At 75.0% G+C, this 24,871-nt stretch carries 20 protein-coding genes; 9 read left to right on the plus strand and 11 right to left on the minus strand.

The genetic code is table 11. The features are described from left to right. Positions 1 to 31 precede the first annotated feature (31 nt). The 3 genes from pfkB to ACJ6WD_RS28620 all read left to right on the plus strand — a co-directional run bounded on the left by pfkB (position 32) and on the right by ACJ6WD_RS28620 (position 4,252). Positions 32 to 1,045 carry a 1-phosphofructokinase gene (gene pfkB, locus ACJ6WD_RS28610; RefSeq protein ID WP_407616830.1) on the plus strand — a complete coding sequence of 338 codons (1,014 nt, stop codon included), beginning with the start codon at positions 32 to 34 and terminating at the stop codon, positions 1,043 to 1,045. Further along, on the plus strand, positions 1,038 to 3,218 hold the full coding sequence (locus tag ACJ6WD_RS28615) for a fructose-specific PTS transporter subunit EIIC (RefSeq protein ID WP_407616801.1): 2,181 nt from the start codon (positions 1,038 to 1,040) through the stop codon (positions 3,216 to 3,218). Before pfkB ends, ACJ6WD_RS28615 begins: the two co-directional genes overlap by 8 nt. 89 nt (positions 3,219 to 3,307) lie before the next feature. Beyond that, positions 3,308 to 4,252 carry an NAD(P)-dependent oxidoreductase gene (locus ACJ6WD_RS28620; RefSeq protein ID WP_233658717.1) on the plus strand — a complete coding sequence of 315 codons (945 nt, stop codon included), beginning with the start codon at positions 3,308 to 3,310 and terminating at the stop codon, positions 4,250 to 4,252. Positions 4,253 to 4,354: 102 nt separating this feature from the next. Here the strand turns inward: ACJ6WD_RS28620 and ACJ6WD_RS28625 are convergent, their stop codons facing one another. Then, positions 4,355 to 5,680 (minus strand): Ig-like domain-containing protein, encoded by a 1,326-nt coding sequence (locus ACJ6WD_RS28625; protein ID WP_331249919.1) that lies wholly within the window; start codon positions 5,678 to 5,680, stop codon positions 4,355 to 4,357. Between the two features lie 81 nt (positions 5,681 to 5,761). Beyond that, a complete protein-coding gene (locus ACJ6WD_RS28630) occupies positions 5,762 to 6,952 on the minus strand; it encodes a CaiB/BaiF CoA transferase family protein (protein WP_376444867.1) in 1,191 nt (396 codons plus the stop codon). A 314-nt stretch (positions 6,953 to 7,266) separates the two neighbouring features. On the opposite strand from ACJ6WD_RS28630, the gene ACJ6WD_RS28635 reads away from it, so the two are divergent. Beyond that, positions 7,267 to 7,539, plus strand: coding sequence for a hypothetical protein (locus tag ACJ6WD_RS28635; RefSeq protein WP_233658714.1), 273 nt, complete (start codon positions 7,267 to 7,269; stop codon positions 7,537 to 7,539). Positions 7,540 to 7,584: 45 nt separating this feature from the next. On the opposite strand, the gene ACJ6WD_RS28640 is transcribed toward ACJ6WD_RS28635, so the two are convergent. Continuing rightward, complete coding sequence (locus tag ACJ6WD_RS28640) at positions 7,585 to 8,103, minus strand: Yip1 family protein (protein WP_331249921.1); 519 nt, start codon at positions 8,101 to 8,103, stop codon at positions 7,585 to 7,587. Between the two features lie 355 nt (positions 8,104 to 8,458). On the opposite strand from ACJ6WD_RS28640, the gene ACJ6WD_RS28645 reads away from it, so the two are divergent. Next, a complete protein-coding gene (locus tag ACJ6WD_RS28645; RefSeq protein WP_233658712.1) occupies positions 8,459 to 9,175 on the plus strand; it encodes a VIT family protein in 717 nt (238 codons plus the stop codon). A gap of 161 nt (positions 9,176 to 9,336) precedes the next feature. Here ACJ6WD_RS28645 and ACJ6WD_RS28650 read toward each other — a convergent pair whose 3' ends face one another. From ACJ6WD_RS28650 to ACJ6WD_RS28665, 4 genes are all read right to left on the minus strand, one after another. After that, complete coding sequence (locus tag ACJ6WD_RS28650; RefSeq protein WP_233658711.1) at positions 9,337 to 10,518, minus strand: P1 family peptidase; 1,182 nt, start codon at positions 10,516 to 10,518, stop codon at positions 9,337 to 9,339. A gap of 30 nt (positions 10,519 to 10,548) precedes the next feature. Next, positions 10,549 to 11,364 (minus strand): L,D-transpeptidase family protein, encoded by an 816-nt coding sequence (locus ACJ6WD_RS28655; RefSeq protein WP_233658710.1) that lies wholly within the window; start codon positions 11,362 to 11,364, stop codon positions 10,549 to 10,551. A 477-nt stretch (positions 11,365 to 11,841) separates the two neighbouring features. Beyond that, the gene (locus ACJ6WD_RS28660) at positions 11,842 to 12,990 is read right to left on the minus strand and encodes a low temperature requirement protein A (RefSeq protein WP_331250028.1); all 1,149 of its coding nucleotides are present in this window, start codon (positions 12,988 to 12,990) and stop codon (positions 11,842 to 11,844) included. 133 nt (positions 12,991 to 13,123) lie between these two features. Then, positions 13,124 to 14,155, minus strand: coding sequence for a methyltransferase (locus ACJ6WD_RS28665; protein WP_016572953.1), 1,032 nt, complete (start codon positions 14,153 to 14,155; stop codon positions 13,124 to 13,126). A gap of 203 nt (positions 14,156 to 14,358) precedes the next feature. Between ACJ6WD_RS28665 and ACJ6WD_RS28670 the strand changes: the two genes are divergently transcribed. Together ACJ6WD_RS28670 and ACJ6WD_RS28675 are read left to right on the plus strand one after the other, a co-directional pair. Further along, a complete protein-coding gene (locus tag ACJ6WD_RS28670; RefSeq protein ID WP_233658708.1) occupies positions 14,359 to 15,612 on the plus strand; it encodes an amidohydrolase in 1,254 nt (417 codons plus the stop codon). 255 nt (positions 15,613 to 15,867) lie between these two features. Beyond that, complete coding sequence (locus ACJ6WD_RS28675; RefSeq protein ID WP_407616831.1) at positions 15,868 to 16,947, plus strand: MerR family transcriptional regulator; 1,080 nt, start codon at positions 15,868 to 15,870, stop codon at positions 16,945 to 16,947. A gap of 143 nt (positions 16,948 to 17,090) precedes the next feature. On the opposite strand, the gene ACJ6WD_RS28680 is transcribed toward ACJ6WD_RS28675, so the two are convergent. The 3 genes from ACJ6WD_RS28680 to ACJ6WD_RS28690 form a co-directional block, all read right to left on the minus strand. Further along, a complete protein-coding gene (locus ACJ6WD_RS28680) occupies positions 17,091 to 18,329 on the minus strand; it encodes an FAD/NAD(P)-binding oxidoreductase (RefSeq protein ID WP_233658707.1) in 1,239 nt (412 codons plus the stop codon). A 154-nt stretch (positions 18,330 to 18,483) separates the two neighbouring features. Beyond that, a complete protein-coding gene (locus ACJ6WD_RS28685; RefSeq protein WP_233658706.1) occupies positions 18,484 to 19,389 on the minus strand; it encodes a sulfite exporter TauE/SafE family protein in 906 nt (301 codons plus the stop codon). A 9-nt stretch (positions 19,390 to 19,398) separates the two neighbouring features. Continuing rightward, positions 19,399 to 20,250, minus strand: a complete 852-nt coding sequence (locus tag ACJ6WD_RS28690) for a GntR family transcriptional regulator (protein WP_233658705.1) — start codon at positions 20,248 to 20,250, stop codon at positions 19,399 to 19,401. Between the two features lie 193 nt (positions 20,251 to 20,443). On the opposite strand from ACJ6WD_RS28690, the gene ACJ6WD_RS28695 reads away from it, so the two are divergent. Next, entirely contained in the window at positions 20,444 to 21,910 is a 1,467-nt protein-coding gene (locus ACJ6WD_RS28695; protein WP_407616802.1) for a rhodanese-like domain-containing protein, read from the plus strand. Between the two features lie 40 nt (positions 21,911 to 21,950). On the opposite strand, the gene ACJ6WD_RS28700 is transcribed toward ACJ6WD_RS28695, so the two are convergent. Then, on the minus strand, positions 21,951 to 23,315 hold the full coding sequence (locus ACJ6WD_RS28700; protein ID WP_407616803.1) for an MFS transporter: 1,365 nt from the start codon (positions 23,313 to 23,315) through the stop codon (positions 21,951 to 21,953). A 370-nt stretch (positions 23,316 to 23,685) separates the two neighbouring features. On the opposite strand from ACJ6WD_RS28700, the gene ACJ6WD_RS28705 reads away from it, so the two are divergent. Further along, positions 23,686 to 24,171 carry an AMP-binding protein gene (locus ACJ6WD_RS28705; protein WP_016574400.1) on the plus strand — a complete coding sequence of 162 codons (486 nt, stop codon included), beginning with the start codon at positions 23,686 to 23,688 and terminating at the stop codon, positions 24,169 to 24,171. The last annotated feature ends 700 nt before the right edge of the window (positions 24,172 to 24,871 follow it).

Below are 24,871 nucleotides of genomic sequence, written 5' to 3' on the forward strand. Positions count from 1 at the left end.
TCGCCCACCCCGCCGGACCGGTACACCCATGATCGTCCTCACCGTCACCCCCAACCCCAGCCTGGACCGCACCTACGAGGTCCCGGCGCTGGAGCGCGGCGCCGTGCTGCGGGCCACCGCCGACCGCGTCGACCCCGGCGGCAAGGGCGTCAACGTCTCCCGCGCGGTCGCCGCCGCCGGCCACCGCACCCGCGCCGTCCTGCCGTTGGGCGGTCCCGCCGGCGCGGCGCTGGCCGGGTTGCTGCGGGCCGAGGGCATCGACGTGGCGGGCGTCCCGGTCGCCGGGCAGACCCGTTCCAACATCGCCGTCGCCGAACCCGACGGCACCCTCACGAAGATCAACGCGGCCGGTCCGGAACTCACCCCCGACGAGTCCGAGGCGCTGTTGACCGCGGTCGGCGAGGGCTCCGCCGGCGCCGACTGGATCGCCTGCTGCGGCAGCCTGCCGCGCGGCCTGGCCCCCGAGTGGTACGCCGAACTGGTCGCCAGGGCGCACCGCGCCGGCGCCCGGATCGCCCTGGACACCTCCGGCCCGTCGCTGACCGCGGCGCTGCGCGAACGCCCCGACGTCGTCAAACCCAACGCCGAGGAGCTCGCCCAGGCCGTCGGCCGCCCGCTGACCACCGTCGGCGACGCGGTCGAGGCCGCCGAGGAACTGCGCTCCTGGGGCGCCCGGGCGGTCCTGGCCTCGCTGGGGGCGGACGGGCAGCTCCTGGTCGACGCGGTCGGCGCCCGCTTCGGCAGCGCCCCGGTCGCCGCCGTCCGCAGCAACGTCGGTGCGGGGGACGCCTCGCTCGCCGGTTTCCTCACCGCGGGCGGCACCGGCGCCCCGGCGCTGGCCGCGGCGGTGGCGCACGGCGCGGCTGCCGTGCAACTGCCCGGCAGTCTGATGCCGACCCCCGCGGACCTGGCCCCTGAACGGGTCGTGCTGAGCGCCGAAGTGCCGCTCGGCCGGCCGCTGACGGAGCCGGTCCCCGATCCGCCCGCACCCCGTCCCCACCGCCCGCCCGGCGGTACCGCGCGCAAGGGAGCCCGCGATGAGTGAGTTGATCAGCGCGGACCTGGTCGATCTCGACCTGTCCGCCGCAACGAAGGACGCCGCCGCCCGGTCGTTGGCGGAGCGGATGGTCGCCGCCGGCCGGGTCACCGATCTGGAGGGGTTCCTCGCGGACGTGGCCGCCCGCGAGGCCCAGATGCCGACCGGCCTGGACGGCGGCATCGGCATCCCGCACTGCCGCAGCGCACACGTCACGGAACCGACGCTGGCCTTCGGGCGCAGCGCGGCCGGCATCGACTTCGGCGCCGCGGACGGCCCGGCCGACCTGGTCTTCCTGATCGCGGCTCCGACGGGCGGCGACGCGGACCACCTGTCGATCCTGTCGTCGCTCGCCCGCCAGTTGATGGACGAGGCGTTCACGGGCGCGCTGCGGGCCGCGGCCGAGCCGGCGCGGGCGGCGGCGCTCATCCGGGGCGAACAGCCGGATCAGCAGCCGGAGCAGCAACCGGAGCAACGGCCGGAGCAGCAACCGGAAGAGGAGCCGGAAGTGGAGCCGCAGTCGGGGCCGCAGGCGGCATCGCGGTCGGAGTCGCGGTCGGAGTCGCGGTCGGAGTCGGAGCCGGGGCCGGAGGCGGACGGTCCGCGGTCCGCCGACGCCCCCGCCCCGGAGCCGACGGCCCCCGAGGCCGCCCCGGAGGCCCCGGCGTCCGCCCCGTTCCGCATCGTCGCGGTCACCTCCTGCCCCACCGGCATCGCGCACACCTACATGGCCGCCGAATCCCTGGCCAAGGCCGCTCGGGCGGCCGAGGTCGAACTCACCGTGGAGACCCAGGGATCGGCCGGTTTCCAGCGCCTCGACCCGCAGCTGATCGCGGCGGCCGACGGCGTGATCCTCGCGCACGACGTCGAGGTGCGGGACCGCGAGCGGTTCGCCGGCAAGCCGCTCGTCGACGTCGGGGTGAAGGCCGGCATCAACCGTCCCGCGGAACTCATCGCCGAGGTCCGCGAGAAGGCCGCCCGGGGCCCCGTCCCGGCCGCCGACGCGCCCGCCCGCCCCACCGCCCCCATGGACCAGGGCGCCGAGACCACCGACGGCTTCGCCACCCGGCTCCGCACCTGGCTGATGACCGGCGTGAGCTACATGGTCCCGTTCGTCGCCGCGGGCGGGCTGTTGATCGCCCTGGCGTTCGCGATCGGCGGCTACACCGTCGACAAGGCACCCTCGGTCGCCGACCACTTCCTGTGGACCGAGTCGGCCAGTTGGGCGGCGCTGTTCTTCCAGGTCGGCAGCACCGCCTTCGGCTTCCTCGTCCCGGTCCTGGCCGGCTTCATCGCCTACGGGATGGCGGACCGGCCCGGCCTGGTCCCCGGCTTCGTCGGCGGCGCCGTCGCGCTGACCGTCAACGCCGGCTTCCTGGGCGGGCTGATCGCCGGCCTGCTGGCGGGCGCGGTGGTGCGGGCGATCCAACGGGTCGACGTGCCGCCGGTGCTGCGCGGCATCATGCCGGTGGTGGTCATCCCGCTGCTCTCCTCGGCGGCGGTCGGCTTCCTGATGTTCCTGGTGGTCGGCAAGCCGATCGCCGCGCTCCAGAAGGCCCTCACCGGCTGGCTGTCCGGCCTGTCCGGAGCCAACGCCGTCATCCTCGGCGTGCTCCTGGGCCTGATGATGTGCTTCGACCTCGGCGGGCCGCTGAACAAGGTCGCCTACGCCTTCGCGGTCGGCGGCCTGGCCAACCCCAACCCCGGCAGCCTGAAGGTGATGGCCGCGGTGATGGCGGCCGGTATGGTCCCGCCGCTGGCGATGGCGCTGGCCACGACCGTGCGGGGGCGCCTGTTCACCCGGGCCGAACGGGAGAACGGCAAGGCCGCGTGGGTCCTCGGCGCGTCCTTCATCACCGAGGGCGCGATCCCGTTCGCCGCCGCCGACCCGCTGCGGGTGATCCCCTCCGCGATGGTCGGCGGGGCGGTCACCGGCGGCCTGTCGATGGCCTTCGGCTGCACCCTCCGCGCCCCGCACGGCGGCGTCTTCGTGGTCCCGCTGATCGGCCAGCCGCTGCTCTACCTGCTCGCCGTCGCCGCCGGCACCGTCGTCAGCGCCGCCCTGGTCGTCCTCCTCAAGAGCCTTGGGGCGCCGGCGGCCGGAACCCCGGGCACGGACGCGCCCGCCGCCGACGCCACGCACCCCCAGGTGAGCACGCACCGAGAGGTAACCACCCACTAAAAAGTAGGTACTTGTCCGGAACTGCCCTCCCGCCAAAACTGATCAGCAAGTGATCAGAGCGAAGAACGAGGCGGGGGTGCAGTTCCGTGATGTCAGCGGAGAATGAGGCCCGGGTGCAGGCGGCCGGGGAACGTGCGCGTGCGGGAACGGCGCGGGAGAACGTCGCGGTGCTCGGCCTGGGGGACATGGGCAGGGCGCTGGCGTCGGCGCTCCTGGCGGCCGGGCATCGGGTGACGGTGTGGAACCGCACGGCGCACAAGGCCGATGCGCTGGTGGCCGAGGGCGCCCGGCGCGCCGCATCGCCGGCCGCGGCGATCGCCGCGAGCGAGGTCGTGATCGTCTGCATCCTGGACTACGCCGACGTCGCGCCGCTGCTGGCCGACGACGGCGCCGGTGCGGCGCTTGCGGGCCGGGTCGTGGTCAACGTGACCAACGGTTCGCCGGCCGAGGCAAGGGTGCTCGCGGAGCGGGTCGCCGGGCTCGGAGCGGAGTACCTCGACGGCGGCGTCATGGCGGTTCCGGAAATCATCGGGCTGCCCCAGGCGTTCGTGCTCTACAGCGGCGCCGAGGCCGCCTTCGAGGCGCATCGCGGGGTGCTGGACGCCATGGCGAGGAGCGTCTATCTGGGCCCGGACCCCGGTGCGGCGCCACTGCACGACCTCGCGCTGCTGAGCGGGATGTACGGCATGTTCGGCGGATTCCTGCACGCCGCGGCCCTGGTGCGGTCGGCGGGCGGGAACGTCGACGCGTTCACCCGGGAGCTGCTGGTGCCGTGGCTGCGGGCGATGGCCGAAAGCCAATTGCCGGCGATGGCGGCGCAGGTGGCGGCCGGGGAGTACGGCGCCACCGGCTCCCACCTCGCCATGCAGGTCGCGCACGACGCGATCGGCGACGTCAGCCGGGCGCAGGGCGTCAGCACGGAGCTCTTCGGCCCGCTGTGGGAGCTGATGAAGCGCCGGGTCGCGGACGGGCACGGCCACGAGAGCCTCGGCGGGGTCGTGGAACTGCTGCACTCCGGGGCGCCGACGGCGTGACCCGCCGCCGCGCACCGTGCCGCACGCACGACGAGGCGGTGACCGCTCCTCCTCGAAGGGCGGTCACCGCCTCGTGCGCTCAGCGGGTGCGGCCGGCGGCCGTCAGGAGGCGCTGCCCGCCGTCCACTCCGACCAGGACATGTTCCAGCCGTTGAGGCCGTTGTCGGGCTTGACGGTCTTGTCCGGGGAGTTCTTCACGATCACCACGTCGCCGATCAGCGAGTTGTTGTAGAACCACTTGGCCGGGGTGTCGCCGCCGCCGCCCTTGTTGTCCTCCAGGCCGACGCAGCCGTGGCTGGTGCCGGTGCGGCCGAAGATCGACGAGCTGCCCCAGTAGTTGCCGTGTATGAAGGTGCCGGAGGACGACAGGCGCATGGCGTGCGGCACGTCCTTGATGTCGTACTCGCCGCCGAAGCCGACCGTGGAGCCGTCCATGCGGGTCTGCTCGAACTTCTCCGAGATGACCATCTGGCCGTTGTAGGTCGGGTGGTCGGGGCTGCCGCCGGAGATCGGGACGGACTTGATGACCTTGCCGTCCTGCTTGACGGTCATGGTCTGGGTGTTCATGTCGACCGTGGAGACCTGCGAGCGACCGATGGTGAAGGACACCGTCTTGGACTGCACGCCCGTGATGCCCTGGCCGCCCTTCACACCGTCCAGGTCGATCTTCATGGTGACCTTGGAGCCGGCCTTCCAGTAGTCCTCGGGCCGGAAGTCCAGCCGCCGGTCGCCGAACCAGTGGCCGACGACCTGCTGGCCGCTGCTGGAGGTCACCGTGATGTGGGACTGGACGTCCTTGCGGTTGCTGATCGACTTGTCGAAGTTGAACGACACCGGCATGCCGACGCCGACGGTCTTGCCGTTGTCGGGCGTGAACGAGCCGATGAAGCTGTTGGCCGACGAGACCGTGGTGAAGGTCGCGTTCTCGGTCGCCGGGCGGCCCTTGGCGTCCTTGGCGTTCGCCACGATCTTGTACTTGGCGCCGCGGTCCAGCTGCACCCCGGGCTTCCAGGACAGGCCGTCCGACGATATGGCGCCGGCGACGTCCTTGCCGGTGTCGACGGCGGTGAGCTTCACGTCGGTCAACTTGCCGCCGGTGACCTTCACCCCGGTGTCGTTGATGCTGGCGTCGGTGGCGCCGTCCTTCGACGTGACCTGGATCTTGGCGTCGGAGGCGTCCTTGGCGGCCGCGGCGTCCGCGCCGGCCTGGCCGTTCTTGCCGTCGCCCTGACCGGCCTCGGCGTCGCCCCCACAGGCCGTCAGCGACAGTGCGCCCGCGGCGAGCAGGGCGGTGAGGGCCAGGGTGCGGCGCATCCGGCGGGTGCGGCGGGGTGCGGCGGAATCCCGCGCCTCGTGGTGAAGCGGCTGGTGGTCGGTGCGGGACTGGGCGGGCGCGGGGTTGTCCAGCGATGTCACGAGCTGCTCCATACAGGGGTGTTGTGATTCCGTGCTGGTAAACAGCACCAACGGGTGGATTTGGTTGCGGATACGGTCCTGTTGTGACGAAGGTCACAATCTCGGCGGCAGGGGTCGGTCCTCCGGCCCTGATAACCAGGTTCGCAGTGCCGTGCCGTCTTCGTCCAGGCGGGGTGGCGCACCGGGTTGGGTCACCGGCGTGCCCGACAGCCGCAGCGGGCTGGCCACTTGGGGGATCCGCCCCGCGCCGACCTGGGCGATCGGGTCCAGCCCGAGTCGCGTCGCGAGTTCCAGTGCCTCCGACACGGTGTTGACCGGTCCGCACGGCACCGCCACCGCCGCCAGCCGCTCCGCCCAACCCCGCGGGGTGTCGGCGACCAGGCGATCCTCCAGTTCCTGGACCAGGTCCGTGCGGTTGCGCACCCGATCCCGATTCCGGCGGAACCGCACGTCGTCCGCCAGCTCCGGCGCCCCCAGCGCCCCCGCCAGCGCCCGGAACTGCCGGTCGTTGCCCACCGCGACGGCCAACAGCCCGCCCCGGCACGCCAACGTCTCGTACGGGGCGATGCTCGGATGCCGGTTGCCCATCGGTCCAGGATCCCGCCCGGTGGCCAGATGGCCGGACGCCTGGTTCACCAAGGACGCCAGGAGCGACGAGAGCAGGTTCACCTCCACCGTCTGCCCCGCGCCGGTCCGGTCGCGGTGCCGCAGCGCCGCCAGGATCCCCGTCGCGGCGTCCTTGGCGGTCAACACGTCCACCAGCGCCACCCCCGCCTTCAGCGGCGGCCCGCCGGGCTCGCCGGTGATGCTCATCAGTCCGCCCACCGCCTGGACCACGAAGTCGTAGCCGGGCAGCGCCGCCCCCGCCCCGGAACCGAAACCGCTGATGGTGCAGTGCACCAGCCCCGGATTGGCCGCCAGCGTGGCCGCGGGGTCCAGGCCGTACTTGGCGAGCGACCCGGGGCGGAAGTTCTCGATCAGGACGTCCGCCCGCCGGGCCAATTCCCGGGCCGCGGCCGCGTCCTCGGGATCGCCCAGGTCCAGCGCCAGCCCCCGCTTGGAGCGGTTCGCGGCGTCGAAGTACGCCGCGGTGCCGTCGTCGGCGAACGGCGGCCCCCAGGAACGGGTGTCGTCCCCGCCCCCCGGCCGCTCGACCTTGACGACCTCGGCGCCGAGGTCGGCGAGCGTGGCGGCGGCGAGCGGGCCGGCCAGGACCCGGCTGAAGTCGGCCACGAGGACGCCGTCGAGGGCGCGGGGGGCGGTCCGGTGGTGTTGCCGGGGCACGGGCGAACTCCTCACGTCGCGGACGGGGTGCCGCCATCGTTGGCGCACCCGCGCGCCGCGGGGAAGCCGCCGCGGTGTCCAACGGCCGGCGCGGCAGTGCGCCGCTCCGGCCGGTGGCGCGCCGGAGCGGGAGGCGAGCGCCGGCGGCGGGCCGCAGGACGGAGGGGCACTATGCGTGTGGTGTCTGGAATGCTGGGAAATGTCATAGGAGATGTGTCACTTACCGATTTACAACCCAAGATTCCCTGTTGGAAGCCCAGACGCGTGGTGTCTACTGGGGCTTGCCCAGCGCCCACTTGTTCGGGAGGAACAGCATGGTCCCCTCCGTTTCGATTCTCCAGCAGATCGGCCTAGGCGTTCTGCTGGTCGTCGTCGTCCTCTGGGCAGTCGGCCTGGTCAGACTCACCCGGCGCGGCACCTACGGCGCCCCCACCGCGTACGGGCGCCCGCCGCGCTCCCGGGCCCGGCTCGACGCCGTCCCGCGCCAGACCGGCCCCGGCGGCCCGCCCTCCGAGAACGTGGACCTGACCCCCGCCGAACGCCAGGCGTTCGACGACCTCGTGCGACAGCTCAGCAGCCGCAGTTGACCCGGCGCCGGCCGACCGGGCGCGCGCTGCACAGGCGCGCCCGGCTCACTGCGCCGGCCCCAGCCTCAGCAGCGCCAGCGCCGCGAGCATCTGGACCGACACCGCAGTCGCCGCCTTACGGGTCGGCAGGTGGTGCTGACCGCGTATCAGCAGCACCGCGAGGAAATAGCCGAACCCCCAGGTCGTCCAGGTGGCGGCCTGCACGAACGTGGAACTCGTCGGCAGCCAGGCGGCGATGAGCAACCGCGGCAGGTCCGTCACCCAGAAGACCACCACGAACAGGCTCGCCGTCGGCGCGAACCGCCCGTTGCCCCCGAGCGTCCGCGCTATCGCGTGCGTTACCGCCCCCAGCCCCAGACTGGCCAGCAGCACGCCCGCCTCGGCCATCCCGGCCAACTGCAATGCCGCCGTGTGGTTGGCCGCCCACTGCGCCCGGAACGCGTCCACCGACACGATCCCGATCCCGCCGCTGATCAGGCACAGCAGTACCGCGGCGCTCCACGCGCTGCGGTCCCGCGCCTCGTCGAACACGTCCACCGGCCGGTACCAGAGCCCGAGTATCAACCGGTGCCACCACAACCGGCGGCGTCGCACCGGCTCCTGACGGACGGACGCCCGGCGACCGGCCGGCGGGCGGCCGCCCCCGGAGTCGGGGGGCGCCGGCTGCACCAACGTGGGCGGCGGCGGGGGCGGCGGCTCCGCACGCGACGGCGCGGCGGCGCGCCGGCCGGACCGTGACGGGGGCGGGGTGGGGGGCGGCGATGCGGACATACGGCCGTTTCTACCACCGGCCCCACCGGGGCCCGACGCGCGGGCACCGGGTGGCCCGGGGCGGCTACCGGGTGGTACCGGGCCGGCACCGACGGGCACCGGGCGAGGCAAGGCCCCGTCGGCCGGCCCCGGATGAGACGCTCGACCGGTGACCCTTCAGACACCGGACCACGACGAGGCGCACGGCGGCGGGCTCGGCAGCCGCCTCAACTGGCTGCGGGCGGCGGTCCTCGGGGCCAACGACGGAGTGGTCTCCACCGCCGGCCTCGTCGTCGGCGTCGCCGGCGCCACCGACTCGCGGGCCACCCTGCTCACCGCCGGACTCGCCGGGCTGCTCGCCGGATCGATGTCCATGGCGGCCGGCGAGTACGTGTCGGTCTCCACCCAACGCGACTCCGAGAAGGCCGCGCTGGCCCTGGAGAAGCGCGAGCTGGCCACCGAGCCGCAGGCCGAACTGCGCGAACTGACCGAACTGCTGGAGGGCAAGGGCCTCGGCCCCGAACTCGCCCGGGAGGTCGCCGAGCAGCTGACGCACCACGACGCGCTGCGCGCCCACGCCGAGGTGGAGCTGGGCATCGACCCGGACGACCTCACCAACCCCTGGCACGCGGCGGGCGCCAGCTTCCTCGCCTTCACCGCGGGCGCGCTGCTGCCGCTGCTCGCGATCGTGCTGCCGCCGACGGGCCAGCGCCTGTGGATCACGGTGGCCGCGGTGCTGGCGGCGCTGGCCCTGTGCGGGTGGACCAGCGCCCGCCTGGGGGCGGCGCCGGTGGGCCCGGCGGTGCTGCGGAACGTGGCCGGCGGCGCGCTGGCCATGGCGGTCACGTACGTGGCGGGCACGCTGCTGGGCGCGGTGGGGGCCTAGGGCGTGTCCGACGGGTCATGGCCGGGGCCGGGGCGCCTGGCACGGCACCTCGCGGCGTTGCCGAAACGCCCCAATAGCTCCGCTATCAAGCCGCTCCGGCGCCTTGCGATGCACCGCACCAGACACCCCGGCCTCTCCGACCCTGACCCGTCGGACACGCCCTAGGACCGGTCCTGCCCCGTGGTGCCGCAGCGGTCCGGGTCGTCGTCGGCCGGCGGACCGTAGAGGTCCGTGTACGACGGGAAGAGGCCGCCGGGGCCGTCCACCGAGGTGGCGGCGTGGGCGGCCTTGACGATGGCCCGGGTCAGCACGTCGGCGCCGGTGGCGAGGACGTCGTTGAGGGCGCCGGCCCGGAGGTGGACGCCGAAGGCGGGGTCGGCCAGGGCCTCCGCGGTGGCCAGCGGGCGGGCGCCGGTGGCGACGGCGAAGACCGTGTCGCCGTCGTTGAGGAGGTGCACGGGGCGCAGGGCGCGGGCCAGGCCGTCGTGGGCGGTGCCGGCGAGCTTGTGGGCCTGTGCGCGGGTGAGGTCGGCGTCCGTGGCCACCACCGCGAGAACGGTGTTGAGGGGCGGGTGGACCGACGCGGCGGACCGGGCCGCGGAGATCTCCCGGGCCCGGACGAGGCGGCGTCGGGCGGCCGCGTGGACCGCGGGGTCGGGGAGCCGGGTGGGGGTGCCGTAGAGGGCGCCGGTGTGCGGGTCGGCGAAGGAGCCCGCGGCGTTGACGGCGGCGAGCGCGGCGACGGTTATCCCGGACGGCAGCACGGCGCTGGCGGTGCCGATGCCGCCCTTGATGCCGCCGCTGACCGCTCCGGTGCCGGCGCCGACGTTGCCCTGGGGGACGGGCGCGCCGGGGGTCGTGCGGGCGGCGGCCTCGACGGCCGCGCGGCCCAGGGCGGCGTCCGGGCGGGCCCGCCAGTCGCCGCCGCGGCCCAGGTCGAAGAGGGCGGCGGCGGGGACGACGGGGACGACCTGGGCGGGATCGGGGCCGACCCGGAAGCCGCGGCCCTGTTCCTCCAGCCAGCCGGCGACGCCGGTCGCGGCGTCGAGGCCGAACGCGGAGCCGCCGGTCAGGACGACGGCCTCGATGCGCTGGACGAGGTTGCGGGGGTCGAGGGCGTCGGTCTCCCGGGTGCCCGGGCCGCCGCCGCGGACGTCGACCGCCGTGACGGCGCCGCCTTCGGGGGCGAGGACGACGGTGGTGCCGGTGAGCCAGCCGTCGCCGGTGCGCTGGGCGTGGCCGACCCGCAGGCCGGGCACGTCGGTCAGGGCGTCGTGCGGGCCCGGGGGGTGAGGGGTGGCCTCGCCCCCCTGGTGCCGCTGATGCTGCCGCGCGTCAGTCATGGGGGCATGCGTACCACGCGCGCAGCCCGCTCAGTGGCCGGCCGGCCCCATCACGACGACCGGGTGGAGCGCCGGGTCGAGGGTGCGCAGCAGTGCGCGCATCACGTCCGGCTTGAGGCTGACGCAGCCCTGGGTGGGGCCGTCGTGGTCGACGTGCAGCCAGACGCCGCCGCCCTTTTCGTCGCCGAGCGGGCGCTGCCCGTCCAGCGGGGAGGTGCCCGGGACGCGGTTGTAGTTGATGGCGATGACGTAGTCGAAGGCGCCGGCCAGCGGCTCGCCCTCGACGCCGGTGCCGTGGGCGACGAAGCTGCGGTTGTGGTCGTAGGGCAGCTTGGTGCCCTCGGGCGCGGGCAGTCGCCCGCCGGCGTCGGTGAGGGCGTAGACGCCCTCGGGGGAGCGCAGGTCGCCGTAGTGGTGGTCGCCGGTCCAGCCGTGGGCGGCGTTGTGCGCGGCCCAGCTGGGGCCGGCCTCCCAGAAGTCCGAGCCGTCGGCGCGGGTGTACAGGACGACCCGGGACTCGTACGAGTCGGTGGCCTTGCCGGTGACGACGAGGACCTGGCGGGCGTTGGCCGGTATGCGCTTTCGGGCGGCGTCGCTGAGGTCCGGGATGGCGCGCAGGCCGTGGGCGGTCTGGGGTGCGGCCTGTGCGGGCGCCGGGGTGTTCGGGCTGGACGCCGCGTGCGCCGAACCGCTCTTGGAGTCCGGTCGGCCGCTGTGGTCGTCGCCCGAGGCCGGCCAGGCCCACAGGGCGGTGCCGACCAGGGTGGAGAGCGCGAGGCCGCCGACGGCCTTGCTGCGCCGGGACAGTCTCCTGCGCGCACGGGACTGAGCGTGGCGGGCTGCCATGTCTGGCGTCTCCTCAGGTACGGGCGGGTGGACGGCCCGTGGGAAGCCGCGAACCGGCAGGACCCCCGGGCATAAAAAGGGCAATCTGCACCCTACCGCGTTCCGGCGAAGCCGCTTCCGCGGGCCCTGGTGAACGGTAGAGGGCATTGGGGCGACGCCGCACGCCGGGTGAGCCTTTGGTAGGGGAATGCGCCGATTGGTCGGATGGGCGGGGGTGGGGGAGGCGCTCCGGAGGGTGCCCCGGGGGCACCGGGGACCGCCCCAAGTTGGCCGGAATGCGGCCCAAGTCCGCCCTGTGTACGGCGAGTTGACGCGCTATGCGGGAGTTCGGGGGATGCGTGCGCGGGGGAGGGGGTGCGGGGGCGGGGCACGTGGCGGCGCGGGCGCGCGCACGGCCGTTCGGCACGCTAACGGGGGACGGCGCGCGGGCCGCGCGCCGCTCACACCCGTGAGCGCCGCGGGGCGACCGGAGCGCCGCTACTCCTCCGCCAGTGCGGTGCCCTGGCGGGCCGTCAGGGTGACCCCCACCGCCACCGTCACCGCCGCCACCAGCCCCGCCGCCGGAACCGCCGCCGACCCCGCGAAGGTGCACGCCAGCACCAGGACGGCGGAGACCGGCAACACCAGTTGCTGGGCCGGCCCGTGCTTCTGGTGGCGGGAGTGGATCAGCCACACCGTGAACAGGTAGAGCGCCGCCGGCACCGTGCCGCAGGCCGCCGCGGCGTGCGCCGACAGGTGGGCCCGGCCGGCCGACTCCTCCACCGCGATCTCGATGCCCGCGCCGATCGCCGCGGCCGATCCGAAGACCAGGTAGTGGCCGTAGCCCCACAGGAACGCCTGCCGGTTGGACCGCAGGTGCAGGTGGATGGGGACGGCGAAATAGATCCAGTACGCGGCGAAGACCAGCAGCAGGCCGCCGGCCGCGATCGGCAGCAGGGTGGCCAGGTCGTGGTGCTCGTCGAGCGCGGACTGGACCGCGACGGTCGCCGCGGAGACCGTCTCGCCCAGCACGATGAGGGTGAACAGGCCGTAGCGTTCGGCGATGTGGTGCGGGTGCCAGCCGGTCGGCCGGTCGCGTTCGGCGAGCGCCGGGACCGACAGCTCCAGCAGGCCCATCACGATGAACACCCACGGGGCGTCGGCCGGCGGCAGGAACAGCAGCGCCAGCCAGCCGACCTGGCAGAGAGTCACCCCCGAGGCGTAGCGCAGGGCGGTCCGCCGTTCCGCGCCCCGGGTGTCGTGGGCGGCCCGCAGCCACTGGCTGACCAGCGCCAACCGCATCACCAGATAGCCGAACCAGACGATCCGGAAGTCCCCGGCGGTGAAGGCCCGCGGCACGCCGGCGGCCAGCACGAGCACCCCGACGATCTGAACGAGCGTCACCACGCGGTACAGCGCGTCGTCCGTGTCGTACGCCGAGGCGAACCAGCTGAAGTTGAGCCACGCCAGCCAGATGGCGAAGAACACCATCAGATAGCCGACGACGCCGTGCCCCGGGTGGCCCTCGGCGAGGGCGTGCACCAGTTGGCGGCCGGCCTGGGCGACCGCCACCACGAAGCAGAGGTCGAAGAACAGCTCCAGGGGGGTGGAGGCGCGGTGCGCCTCCGCACGACCGCGCGCACGCATCAGAACCGGCACGGTGCACCAGCCCCTCTCGTCGACCGCTGATGGGGTGGCACTCAGTACAGCGCGGGGGCGGGGGCGGCGGGGGCAACGGGACCGCGGCGTGTCGCGGCCCCGCGCGGCGTGCACCGCCGTCCTAGTCGGCGACCGCCTCCACGATGGAGGGGAAGCCGGCCGTCGGCAGCACCCGGGTCAGCCGGAAGCCGCTCGCCGCCAGCAGCGCGGCGAACTCGTCCGCGTTGCGTTCCTGCCCGTCGAGGACGGCCAGCATGGCGATGTCCATCGTCTTGCCGAAGTGCGGGGCGTTCCCCGGCGGCAGGACGGAGTCGACGACCAGCAGGCGGCGGCCGGGCGCCATCGCCGCGCGGCAGGTGCGCAGGATGCGGCGGCAGGGCTCGTCCGGCCAGTCGTGCAGGACGTGTTTGAGGACGTAGACGTCGCCGCCCTCGGGGACCGCCGCGAAGAAGTCGCCCTCCTGGGTGCGCCAGCGGCCCTTCAGGTCGTCGGTGTCCAGGAGGTGGTGGGCCAGCGGCGGCGCCAGGTCGAAGAGGACACCGGTGGCCTGCGGACGGCGGCGGAGCACCGCGCGCAGCAGGCCGCCCCGGCCGCCGCCGACGTCGACGACGGTGCCGGTCTCGGGAAAGGGGTAGGCCGCGGCCACCGCGTCGTCCGCCGGCGCGGCCAGGGAGGCCATGCCGTCGTCGAAGAGCTCCCGCTTGGCCGCGTCCGATGCCAGGTGGGTGAACAACGGCGTGCCGAAGAGCCGCTCGAAGGCCGCGCCGCCGTGCGCCACCGCCTCGGGCAGGCCGGCGGAGGTCCGCAGGAACAGGTCGTCGGTGAGCATCATGACCGCCGGGTGCAGCGAGTCGGGCACGTCGGTGCGCAGCTGCCGGGCGGCCGGGGTGAGCTGGTACGCGCCCGCGGCGTCCTCGCGGAAGACGCCGCGGGCGGCGAGGTAGCGCAGCACGCGGCGCAGGTGGGGGGCGTGGGTGTCGGTGGCGGCGGCGAGTTGTTCGGGGGTGCGCGGGCCCAGGGCGAGCCGGTCGGCGATGCGGTAGTGGGCGGCGGTGCGCAGCGCGGCGGAGAAGAGGTGGCCCAGGGCCTGGTCCATCAGGTGGGTCGCGAGGTCGCCGGGCTCGTCCGCCGGTCGGGTGGGTGAAGTGGCCAACGTCAGCCTCCGGTCGTCGGCTTGGGCCTGCGCTGCGCCACGTCGCAGGCATGGTGATCCACGGTTGCAGGCGGTGGCGGTGGTGTCACGGGGGGAGGGGTGGTGAACCGCTGGGTACCGGCCAGGGCGCACGGGGCGGCGGGCGGCGCGCACGGGCGCGCCAGGGGGCAGACGGCGGCGGCCGTGCGTGGTCGAATGCGCGTATGAGCGACCGTGACCCTTCCTCCCCCGCATCCGTCCTGGAACCGCTCGACGCCCGCCTCGCGGACCTCGTGGCCCTCTACGAAGACCTGCACCGCCACCCCGAACTCGCCTACGAGGAGACCCGCACCGCCGCCGAGGCGGCCCGCCGGCTGACCGCGTACGGCTACGACGTCACGACCGGCATCGGCGTGACCGGCGTGACCGGCGTGCTGCGCAACGGCCCGGGGCCGGTGGTCCTGCTGCGCGCCGACATGGACGCGCTGCCGGTCTCGGAGAACTCCGACGTGCCGTACGCCTCGACCGTCCCGGGGCGGATGCACGCCTGCGGCCACGACGTCCACGTGACGTGCCTGCTGGGCGCCGCCGACCTGCTGGCCGCCGGCCGCGACCGCTGGTCGGGGACGCTCGTGGTGCTGTTCCAGCCGGCCGAGGAGGCCGGCAGCGGCGCCCGCGCCATGCTCGACGACGGCCTCTACAGCAAGCAGCTGGTGCCCGTGCCCGACGTGGTGCTGGCGCAGCACGTCGCCCCGTTCGGCGCGGGGCTGATCGCGTACTGCCCGGGCGCCTGCATGGCCGCGGCGGACTCGCTGGAGATCACGTTCCACGGGACGGGCGGCCACGGGTCGCGGCCGGAGACGACGGTGGATCCGATCCTGATGGCGGCGGCGTTCGTGCAGCGGGTGCAGTCGGTGGTGGCGCGGGAGATCGCGGCGAAGGAGCAGGCGGTGGTCACGGTCGGCTCGTTCCACGCCGGCGACACCGCCAACGTGATCCCGGACCGGGCCGTCGTGCGGCTCAGCGTCCGCAGCTTCGACGCGAACGTGCGGACCGCGGTGCTGGCGGCCGTCGAGCGGATCGCGCGGGCCGAGGCGGCCGCGTCCGGCGCGTCCGAGGAGCCGGAGACGACGATGCTCGACTCGTTCCCGGTGACGGTCAACGACGACGCGGTGCTGGCGGCCGTCAACGCGGACTTCACGCGGCACTTCGGCGACCAGCGGGTGTTCGCCTTCGACCCGGCGACCGGGAGTGAGGACGCCGGCCTGTTGGCGACGGCCGCCGAGGCGCCGCTGTACTACTGGTGGCTGGGCGGCTGGGACCCGGACGTGTTCCGCACCGCGCTGGCCGCCGGGCGGCTGGCCCAGGACATCCCCTCCAACCACTCGCCCCGCTTCGTGCCGGTCACCCGGCCGACCCTGTCCACGGGCGTCCAGGCGCTGACGGTGGCGGCGTTGGGGCAGCTGGGCCGCGCGTAGCCGGGGCGCGGCCGCTGCCCCGCAGGACCGCCGGACCGCCGGATACCGGGGCGAACGGCTCGTTGACCTTGTCCTTGGGGGAAGGCCCAGCATCGGTGGGGCCGGGCGAGGTGCCCGGTACGAGGAGGACAAACGCCGTTCGTCGGCGGCGCGTGGAGCGCCGCCGACGGTCCGGTCCGCCCGGCACGGGACACCTGCCGGACCCGGACCGGGCGGGCGCGACGGAGCGCGGAGGAGCACCGGGTGGACGGGGACATGCTGACGATCGGGGCGTTCGCACGGGCGTCCCGGCTCTCGCCGAAGGCGCTGCGCCTGTACGACGAGCTCGGCCTGCTGACCCCCGTCCGCGTCGACCCGCACAGCGGCTACCGGTACTACGCGCCGGCCCAGTTGGAGCGCGCCCGGTTGGTCGCCTGGCTGCGGCGGCTCGGCATGCCGCTGGCCCGCATCCGCGAGGTGTGCGGGCTGGCGCCGGCCGCCGCGGCCCGGGCGGTCGCGGCGTACTGGGCGCAGGTCGAGACCGAGGTCGCCGCCCGCCGGGACCTGGCCGCCTTCCTCGTGGACCAGCTGGAACGGAAGGACGCCACGATGACCGAACCCCACGACCCCACCGCCCCGTTGACGCTGCAGTGCGCCGCTCGCACGGACCGCGGACTGGTCCGGCCCGCCAACCAGGACGCGGCCCACGCCGGCCCGCGCCTGTTGGCGGTGGCCGACGGCTACGGCCCCGGCGGGGGACCGGCCGCCACCGCCGCCGTCGAGGCGCTGAAGGCACTGGAGGACGAGGAGGACCAGTGGGCGGGCGCGGACGACGTGTTGGCCGCTCTGGAGGAGGCGGCCCGGCGCGCCCACCGGGCCGCGCCGTCCGCCGACGAGTCGACCGGCAGCACCCTCACCGCCGTGCTGCGGTCCGGCGCGCGCCTGGCGCTGCTGCACGTCGGTGACTCGCGCGCCTACGTGCTGCGCGACTCGGGCCTGATCCGCCTCACCCACGACCACACCCTGGTGCAGTCCCTCGTCGACGAGGGCCGGCTCACCCCCGAGGAGGCGCGGTCGCACCCGCAGCGCGCACTGCTGTCGCGGTCCTTGGACGGGGGCACCGACTTCGCCCCGGACCTCCAACTGCTCGACGCCCGGCCCGGTGAGCGGTACCTGCTGTGCACCGACGGCCTGACCGGCGTCGTGCCGCCCGAGGCGATCCGGGCGGCCCTCGCCGGCGCGGCCACACCCCACGAGGCCGTCGCCGACCTGGTCCGGCTCGCCCACGAGGCCGGCGCCCCGGACAACGTCGGCTGCGTGGTGGCGGACGTGGTGGAGGAGGCAGCGGCGGCCTGAACCGGGCGGGAACGGGGGCGGGGGCGGGGCGGGCCCGTACGGGGTGCCCTTAGGGGGTGTGGGGGCCCCTTGCGGGATCCCTGCCCGGCGGGGGCGCGACCCACGCCCGCGCCCGCGCCGGGCTTGGCGGGCCGCTCCGCCCGCTAAGCCCGCCCCTTCAACATCCCCTGGAAGTAGAGCTGCGGCAGGCCGTAGCGCTTGAGGAACCACATGTCGGTGCGCTCCCGGGTGGTGTCGAGGAAGGGGATCGACGGTGCGGGGCGCAGGTCGTAGTCGAACTCGGCCAGCAGCATCTTGTGCCGGGCGGTGACCAGGGGGCAGGAGGTGTAGCCGTCGTAGCGGGCGGTGGCCGGCCGGCCGCGGAGCCCGGCGAGGAGGTTGGCGACGAGGACCGGGGCCTGCTTGCGGATCGCGGCGCCCGTTTTGGACGTGGGGAGGTGGGCCACGTCCCCCAGGGCGAACACCTCGGGGAAGTCCGGGCTCCGCAGGGTGTGCGGGTCCGTCTTGACGTAGCCGTGCGGGGAGCCCGGATCCGCCAACGGGCCGTCGGCGAGCCACTGCGGGGCGCGCTGCGGCGGGACCGCGTGCAGCAGGTCGTAGTGGACGGTCTCGGCGCGGCCGGAGGCGTGGTCGGTGAGGACGGCGGCCCGCCCCGGGCCGTCCAGCTCGGTCAGTTCGGTCTGGAGCCGCACCTCGATGCCGTAGCGGTGGACGGCCCCCTCCAGGGCCCGGGCGAAGACCGGCACCTTGAAGAGGCTGGGCTCCGGGAGGGCGAGGACGATGCGGATGTCGCCCAGGACGCCGCGCTTGCGCCAGTGGTCCGCGGCCAGGTACGCGATCTTCTGCGGTGCGCCACCGCACTTGACCGGCCCCGACGGCATGGTGAACACGGCCGTGCCGCGCCGCATCCGGCGGATCAACTCCCAGGTGTACGGGGCGAGGTCGGCCCGGTAGTTGCTGCTCACCCCGTGGTGGCCGACGGCCCTGGCCAGCCCCGGCACGCCGTCCCAGTCGAGGTGGAGACCGGGCGCCAGGACCAGCCGCCCGTAGGAGAACACCCGGCCGGTGGCGGTGGTGACCGTCCGGGCCACCGGATCGACGGCGGTGGCGCGCTCCCGCAGCCAGCGCACGCCGGGCGGAATGACCTCGGCCTCGGGGCGCAGCGCGGCGCGCAGCGGCGCCTGGCCGCCGCCGACCAGCGTCCACAGCGGCTGGTACCAGTGCGTCTCGGCGGGGTCCAGCAGGGCGACGTCCCGGACGCCGGCGCGGCGTAACCGGGCGGCGACGGTGATGCCCGCGGTACCGCCGCCGACGATCAGGACCTGGTGGTGGACGGGGGTGGCGGCGGGCGCGGGGTCCGCGTCGGCGGCGGGCCGGGTCATGCGGGTCTCCTGACTCGTGGGTGGTTGTGGGGGGTTGGGGTTCCGGAAGGGCCGGGGCGCGGGGCACGGCCGGGTACCCGGGCGGGCCCCGGAGTGCGGGCCCGGGGCCGGTCGCGGGCGCGAGGCGGGACGTCGTGGCGTCCGGGCGGCGGTCTCACAGGCCGGGCAGGGTGCTGGCCGCCATCGCCAGCGCGAGGACGGCGACGAGGGCGGCGAAGGACGTGGTGAGGGTCTGCGGGCGCAGGTGGCCGGCGAGCCGGTTGCCGAGGTGACTGCCGGCCGCGGCACAGGCCGCGAGGGTGGCCAGCAGCGGCCAGTCCAAGGACCCGGTACCGGCCCGGGTCGCCAGCGCCACGCCGGAGTTGACCAGGATCACCAGCAGCGAGGTGCCGACGGCGACCGGCATCTCCAGGCCGAGGACGAGGGTGAGGGCGGGCACCACGACGAAGCCGCCGCCCACCCCGAAGAAGCCGGTGAGCAGCCCCACGGCCGAGGCGGTCAGGGCGGTGCGGAGCGGACGGGGGCGGGGGACGGCCGGGCCCTCGGGCTGGCGCCCGCACTCCGGGGGGCGCGTCAACTCCCGCGAGCGCCGCCCCTCCCGTAAGCGCGTCGGCCATCCCCGGGGCGTCGACCGCTCCTCGGGGGGTGCCGGTTCCGGTGCCCCGTCCCCCGTGGCGGCCGGTGCGCTCCGCCGCCCCCCGCGCAGCACCATGCCCGCCGCCACCACCAGCATCAGCACCGAGAACGCGGCCATCAGGACGCCGGGGTCCAGGGCCGCGCTCCAACGGGAACCGGCGTAGCTGCCGGCCGTCCCCAGGGCGCCGAACGTCGCGCCGGCGGCCCAGCGGACCCGGCCGGCCCGGGCGTGGCAGAGCAGTCCGCTGACCGCACCGACCGCGACCACCACCAGGGCGCCCGCCGTCGCCGCGTGCGGGGACTGGCCCATGAGATAGACCAGGGCCGGCACCGCCAGCACCGAACCGCCACCGCCGAGCGCGCCCAGCAACAGGCCGATCAACAGCCCGCAGGGCAGCGCCGTCGCGGCTATGAGGACGGACACGGCGGCCCGTCAGACGGACGGCGCCGCGGCGCGCGGGGCGAGGTCGACCGCCCGACTGGCATCGGACCACTCGGCGACGAACGCGAAGCGGTCACCGCGGACCACCGTCTCGCGCCACTCCACCACCCGTTCACCGGCCCGGCCGAGGCGTTCGATGGCGAACGCCGCCTCCCGGTCGGCCAGTCCGAGCAGCCACGCCTGCCGCACGTCCGGCAGGAACGGAGCGATCCGTTCGCGCCCGCCGGTGACCTTCACCCCGCAGCGCCGGGACAGTTCGCCGTAGAGCGAGGTGTGACCGAAGTCGGCGCCCAGCAGCGGCTCGGCCAGGTCGGCCGGGAGGTACGCGGTGTCGTGGGCCAGCGGTTCGCCGTCCGCCAGGCGCAACCGCTCCAGGACGACCAGCGGCGCGTCCGGGATCAGCCCCAGGTGCCCGGCGACCGTCGCGTCCGCGGTCCGCTCCAGCCGCAGCACCTCGCTGTGCTGGTCCACGCCCTGGGCCTCCAGGTCGCGGAAGAGGCTGTAGAGGGAGCCGAGCGGCTGCTGGATGCGGCGGGCGTCGAGGCGGCTGGCGCGGCCGCGTTCGGCGATCACCAGGCCGTCGGCGCGCAGTTTGCGCAGCGCCTCCCGGACGGTGTGGCGGCTGACCTCGTACTCGCCCGTCAGCCGGTGCTCGGCCGGGAACTCCTCGGTGAACGCACCGGCTTCCGCCCGGCGGCGCAGGTCGTCCCGCAGCTGCGCCCACAGGGGCAGCGGGGAACCGCGGTCCAACGGGCGCGGCCCGTGCGCGTCGCCGTTGCCGTCGGCGCCGTGCCGGGGCATCCGGCCGTACGCGCCCGTCGGTTCGGGCTGGGGCGGCGTCATGTCGGTCCTCTCGTCCGTGGTCCGGTCCGCGGGGAGGGGTCCGGCTTGTCCCCCCGCCAACCGGATACTTAATGTACGTACATCCGTGCATCCGCACAACAGAGCGAGGTGCACGGTGCATTCAGCCGTCCACGCTCCCAGCCCGAGCGAGCCGAACCGCGCACGGGCGCCGCGCACCCCTGGAGGCCCGACCGTGCACTTCGCGCAGTACTACCTCGACTGCCTGTCCCAGGCGTCGTACCTGATCGGCGATCAGACCACCGGACGCGCCGTCCTCGTCGACCCGCGCCGGGACATCGACGCGTACCTGGCCGACGCCGAAGCGGCCGGCCTGCGCATCGAACTCGTCATCGAGACGCACATCCACGCCGACTTCCTCTCCGGACACCTGGAGGTGGCCCGGGCGACCGGCGCCGAGATCGCCTTCGGCGCCGCCGCCGAAACCGGCTTCCCCATCCGGCGGTTACGGGACGGCGAACGCATCTGCCTGGGCGCCGCACCCCGCGAGCCGTCCGACGCGGCCCCGGGGACCGAGCCCGGCACGGCGACGGGAACGGAATCCGGGACGGCGCAGGGAACGGAATCCGGCGTCACCCTCACCGTCCTCGCCACCCCCGGGCACACCCTGGAATCCCTCTGCCTGGTCGTCCGCGAGAACCCCGACGACGAGGCGCCGTTCGGCGTCCTGACCGGCGACACCCTGTTCGTCGGCGACGTCGGCCGCCCCGACCTGCTCTCCGCCGCCGGCCACACCCCTAAGGACATGGCCGCACGCCTCTACCGCTCCCTGCACACCAAACTGCTCACCCTCCCCGACACGACCCGGATCTTCCCCGCCCACGGCGCCGGCTCGGCCTGCGGCCGCAGCATCTCCACCGAGACCAGTTCCACCATCGGCGACCAACGCCGCCTCAACTACGCACTCCAGCCCATGACCGAGGACGCCTTCGTCCGGCTCGTCACCGCCGAACAACCCACCGCCCCCGGCTACTTCGCCCACGACGCGGCCCTCAACCGCGACGGCCACCCCCTACGGGACCCCGCACCACCGGCCCCGCTCACCCTGGCCGAGGCGCTCACCGCCCGCGACCAGCAGGGCGCCGCCCTCCTCGACTGCCGGCCGGCCGCCGACTACGCCCGCGCCCACCTGGCCGGTTCGCTGCACGTCGGCCTGGACACCCGGTTCGCGGAGTACGCCGGCAGCGTGGTGGCCCCCGGCACCCCGATCGTGCTCCTGGCCGCCCCCGGGACGGAGCACGAGGCCCGCCTGCGGCTCGCCCGCATCGGCTACGACCGGGTCCTCGGCCACCTCCCGGACCTGGCCGGCGTCCTGGCGGACGCCCCGGAACGCACCCGCCGCAGCACCCGCCTGCGCCTGGCCGACCTGCTCGAACGGCTGCCCCTGGACCCGGCGGACGGCGTCCAGTTGATCGACGTCCGCAACCCGGCCGAATACGCGGCGGGCGCCCTGCCCGGCGCCCGCAACATCCCGTTGGCCGCCCTGCTGGACCGGATCGGCGAGCTGGACCCGGCCCGCCCGGTCGTCCTCTACTGCCGCAGCGGCAACCGCTCGGTGATCGCCGCGGCCCTCCTGGAGGCGCGCGGCTTCGACGACGTCAGCGACGTCTCCGGCGGCTGCCCGGTGCCCGTCCCCGCCTGACCCGTGGGGGAGGGCCCCGGCCCTCCCCCACGCCCACGCCTCATCCCCGCCCCCGCCGCCTGCCCCGGCCGCGGCCCGCGGCGCGGCGCCCCGGCACCACCGTCACGACCGCCACCGCCGCCGCCAGCACGGCCCCCAGCAGGCACCCCACCGCCGGGAGCGCCAGAGAGGGCAGCACCCCGCCACCGGCCGTCCGCCCCACGAGGTCACCGGCGCCGTCGGGCCCCACCAGGCCACCAGCACCCGCGCCACCCACAGCACCCCCGGCCCCCGCCCCCGTGAGGGCCAACCCCAGCCCCGCCGTCACCGTCAGGACGGACTTCGTGACGCCCGAAGCCTCCCCGGCGCGTTCCCGACGGACCACCGCCTGGGTCCCGGTGAGGGCCAGCCCGCCCGCCACCCCCAACGCCACCGCGGCGCCCGTCGAGGCCACCACCAGGACCGACGGGGCCGTCGCGGCCCCGGCCACCCACAGCGCGCCCCCGGCGCCGGCCAGGCACGAGGCCATCACCGGCACGGCCGCCCCGGGACGCACCCGCCCGGCCACCGGCCCCCCGACGGCCAGCGCCGCGGCCGGCGCCGAGAACGCGACCCCCGCACCCAACGCATCCCACCCGTGCCCCTGTTGGAGCGTCGACGGCAGGACGTAGAGCAGTGCCACCGTCGCCGCGTTGGCGACGGCCCCGGCCGCGGTCAGCGTCACGTAGGGCAGGTTCCGGAACAACGCGAGGTCCACCAGCGGTGCGGGGGCGCGCCGTTCGGCCCGGACGAACAGCGCGCCCAGCAGCGCCGCGCCCACCGCCCAACCCCAGCCGCCGACGTGCTCCAGCCACCGCGCCAGGCACAGCAGGACGCCGGTCGCCGTCCACGCGCCCGCCACGTCCAAGGGCGACTGCGCGGCCGACGCGTCCCGGGACTCGTCCGCCCTGCGGGCCCACCACGCCGTGGCCGCGGCGAACGGCACCGTCAGCCAGAACACGGCCCGCCAGGAAGCCGATTGGGCCAGCACGCCCCCGAGGAGCGGACCGCAGACGGTGGCCGCGCCGGCCAGGCCCAAGGCCCGCCCGGTCGCCCGCCGCCCCTGCCCCGGCGGGGAGGCGTTGGTGAGCAGTGCCAACCCCGACGGCATGATCAACGCGCCGCCGACGCCCTGCGCCACCCGCGCCGCCACCAGGAACGGCAGCGTCGGCGCCAGCGCGCACAGAGCAGCGCTCACACCGAAGAGCACTGCTCCGAGCGTCAGCATCCGCCGCCGCCCGTAGAGGTCGGCCAGCCGCCCGGCCGCCGGCATCAGCGCCCCCGCGGCGAGCAGGTAGCCGCTGACCACCCACGGCACCACGGCCGGCGAACCCCGCAGATCGGCCCGGACGACGGGCAGCGCCGGATTCAGCGCGAAGGAGTCCAACTGGACACAGAACGCCCCGACGGCCAACGCCGCCTGCGCCCAACGAACCGGGGGACGAACACCGTTCACAGGAGGTACGGACATGGAGCCGACGACCCGCCTCTCAACACACCGGACGAAGAACCACGGAAGGAAGGAGAAGAGAGAGAAGAGAGAGAGGGGTGAAGCGCACCGGACCGGGGCAGATAGAGGCGGGAACGGGCCGCGCTACCGTGCGGGGTGCGAGAAGGGGCCCGGCACTCGCCCCGTAGAGCCGCACGGCCTCCGAGGGGCCGTACAGCGGACGTTCAGCGATCGTTGATCGCTGGTCCTCATGCTGATGCGCATGTTGCGCCGTGTGATCTCAGAGCATGCAGATGACGCCCCGGAAGTGCAAGAGCCGGATGCGTCGCAGATCGCCCTCACCTGGAGCGGGGAGCCGGGCCGTCTGGAGGAGCTGACGCACGGCATGCTCCTGGAACAGGCCGACCGCGCGGCCGCCGCACTCGCCCGTTACGGGGTGCGCGCCGGCGACCGGGTCGCGGTCCACCTGCCGCTGGTCCCCGAATCGGTGATCGCCACGCTCGCCTGCGGTCGCCTGGAGGCGATACGCACCACGCTGCCGGTCTCGCTGACCGTCCCCGAACTGGCCGCGCGCATACGGGAGACGGGGATCCGGGTGCTGATCACCGCGGACGCGGCGTTCTGGGACGGCGCCATCCGGCCGGTGAAGCCGGTACTCGACCACGCGCTGGCGCGCACCGCCACCGCCGGCGGCCTGCCGCACACCGTCCTGGTGGTGAACCGCTGCTCCCGCCCGGTCTCCTGGAAACCCGGCCGCGACAAGTGGTGGCACGAGGCCCTCGCCACCGACTGACCCACGCGCTACGGGCCGCGGCACCCACCGCGGCCCGCGTCACGCCCCCACGGCCCGACACACCTCCCCACGAGCGCGCCGCCCCGCCCCGCCCGCCCCGGCAACACGGTGATCACCCATCCCATCAGGCCCCGCCCGTACCGCGGCAAGGCATCCCGGGCCCGGATTCCTCGGGCGGTTCGCCCCGGCCGTCAGCCCCAGCTGCCCGAACTCGGGCAACTCGGGCACCTAGGGCACCCAGGGCAGTTGGCTCCAGCCGCCCGGACCTGGGTACTGGTCCGGCTCCCGGTCCTCGTCCGGCCCCGGCCACTCACCCGGAATCGGGCGCTCGTCCTGACACGGGCACTCATTCGGAATCAGGCACACGCCCGCCCGGCCTGCGCACGCGTCCGCCCCGGCCCGCTCCGGCGGAAACGGAACCCGCGCCGACGGAACTGCACGGTGGGCGCGGACATCCCAGGCGTCAGCCTCCACGGAACGCCATGGTGGGCGCGGACATCCCAGGCATCAGCCCCCACGGGACGCGTCCGGTGAGCCCAGGCATCCCAGACACCGGCCGCCACGGAACGCGACCCCGCACCCCCCACCCCGATGCGCCACCCAGCGGGCCGGGTCCCGCGAGCGCTCCTAGCGTGGGCCTTCCCGCCCCCGTACGGAAGCCGGGTAGCCATGCCGAAGAGTGAAGCCCGGGGCCATCACC

Origin of the sequence: Streptomyces sp. VTCC 41912, from assembly GCF_045799175.1 — a bacterium.
Taxonomy (GTDB): domain Bacteria; phylum Actinomycetota; class Actinomycetes; order Streptomycetales; family Streptomycetaceae; genus Streptomyces; species Streptomyces albulus_C.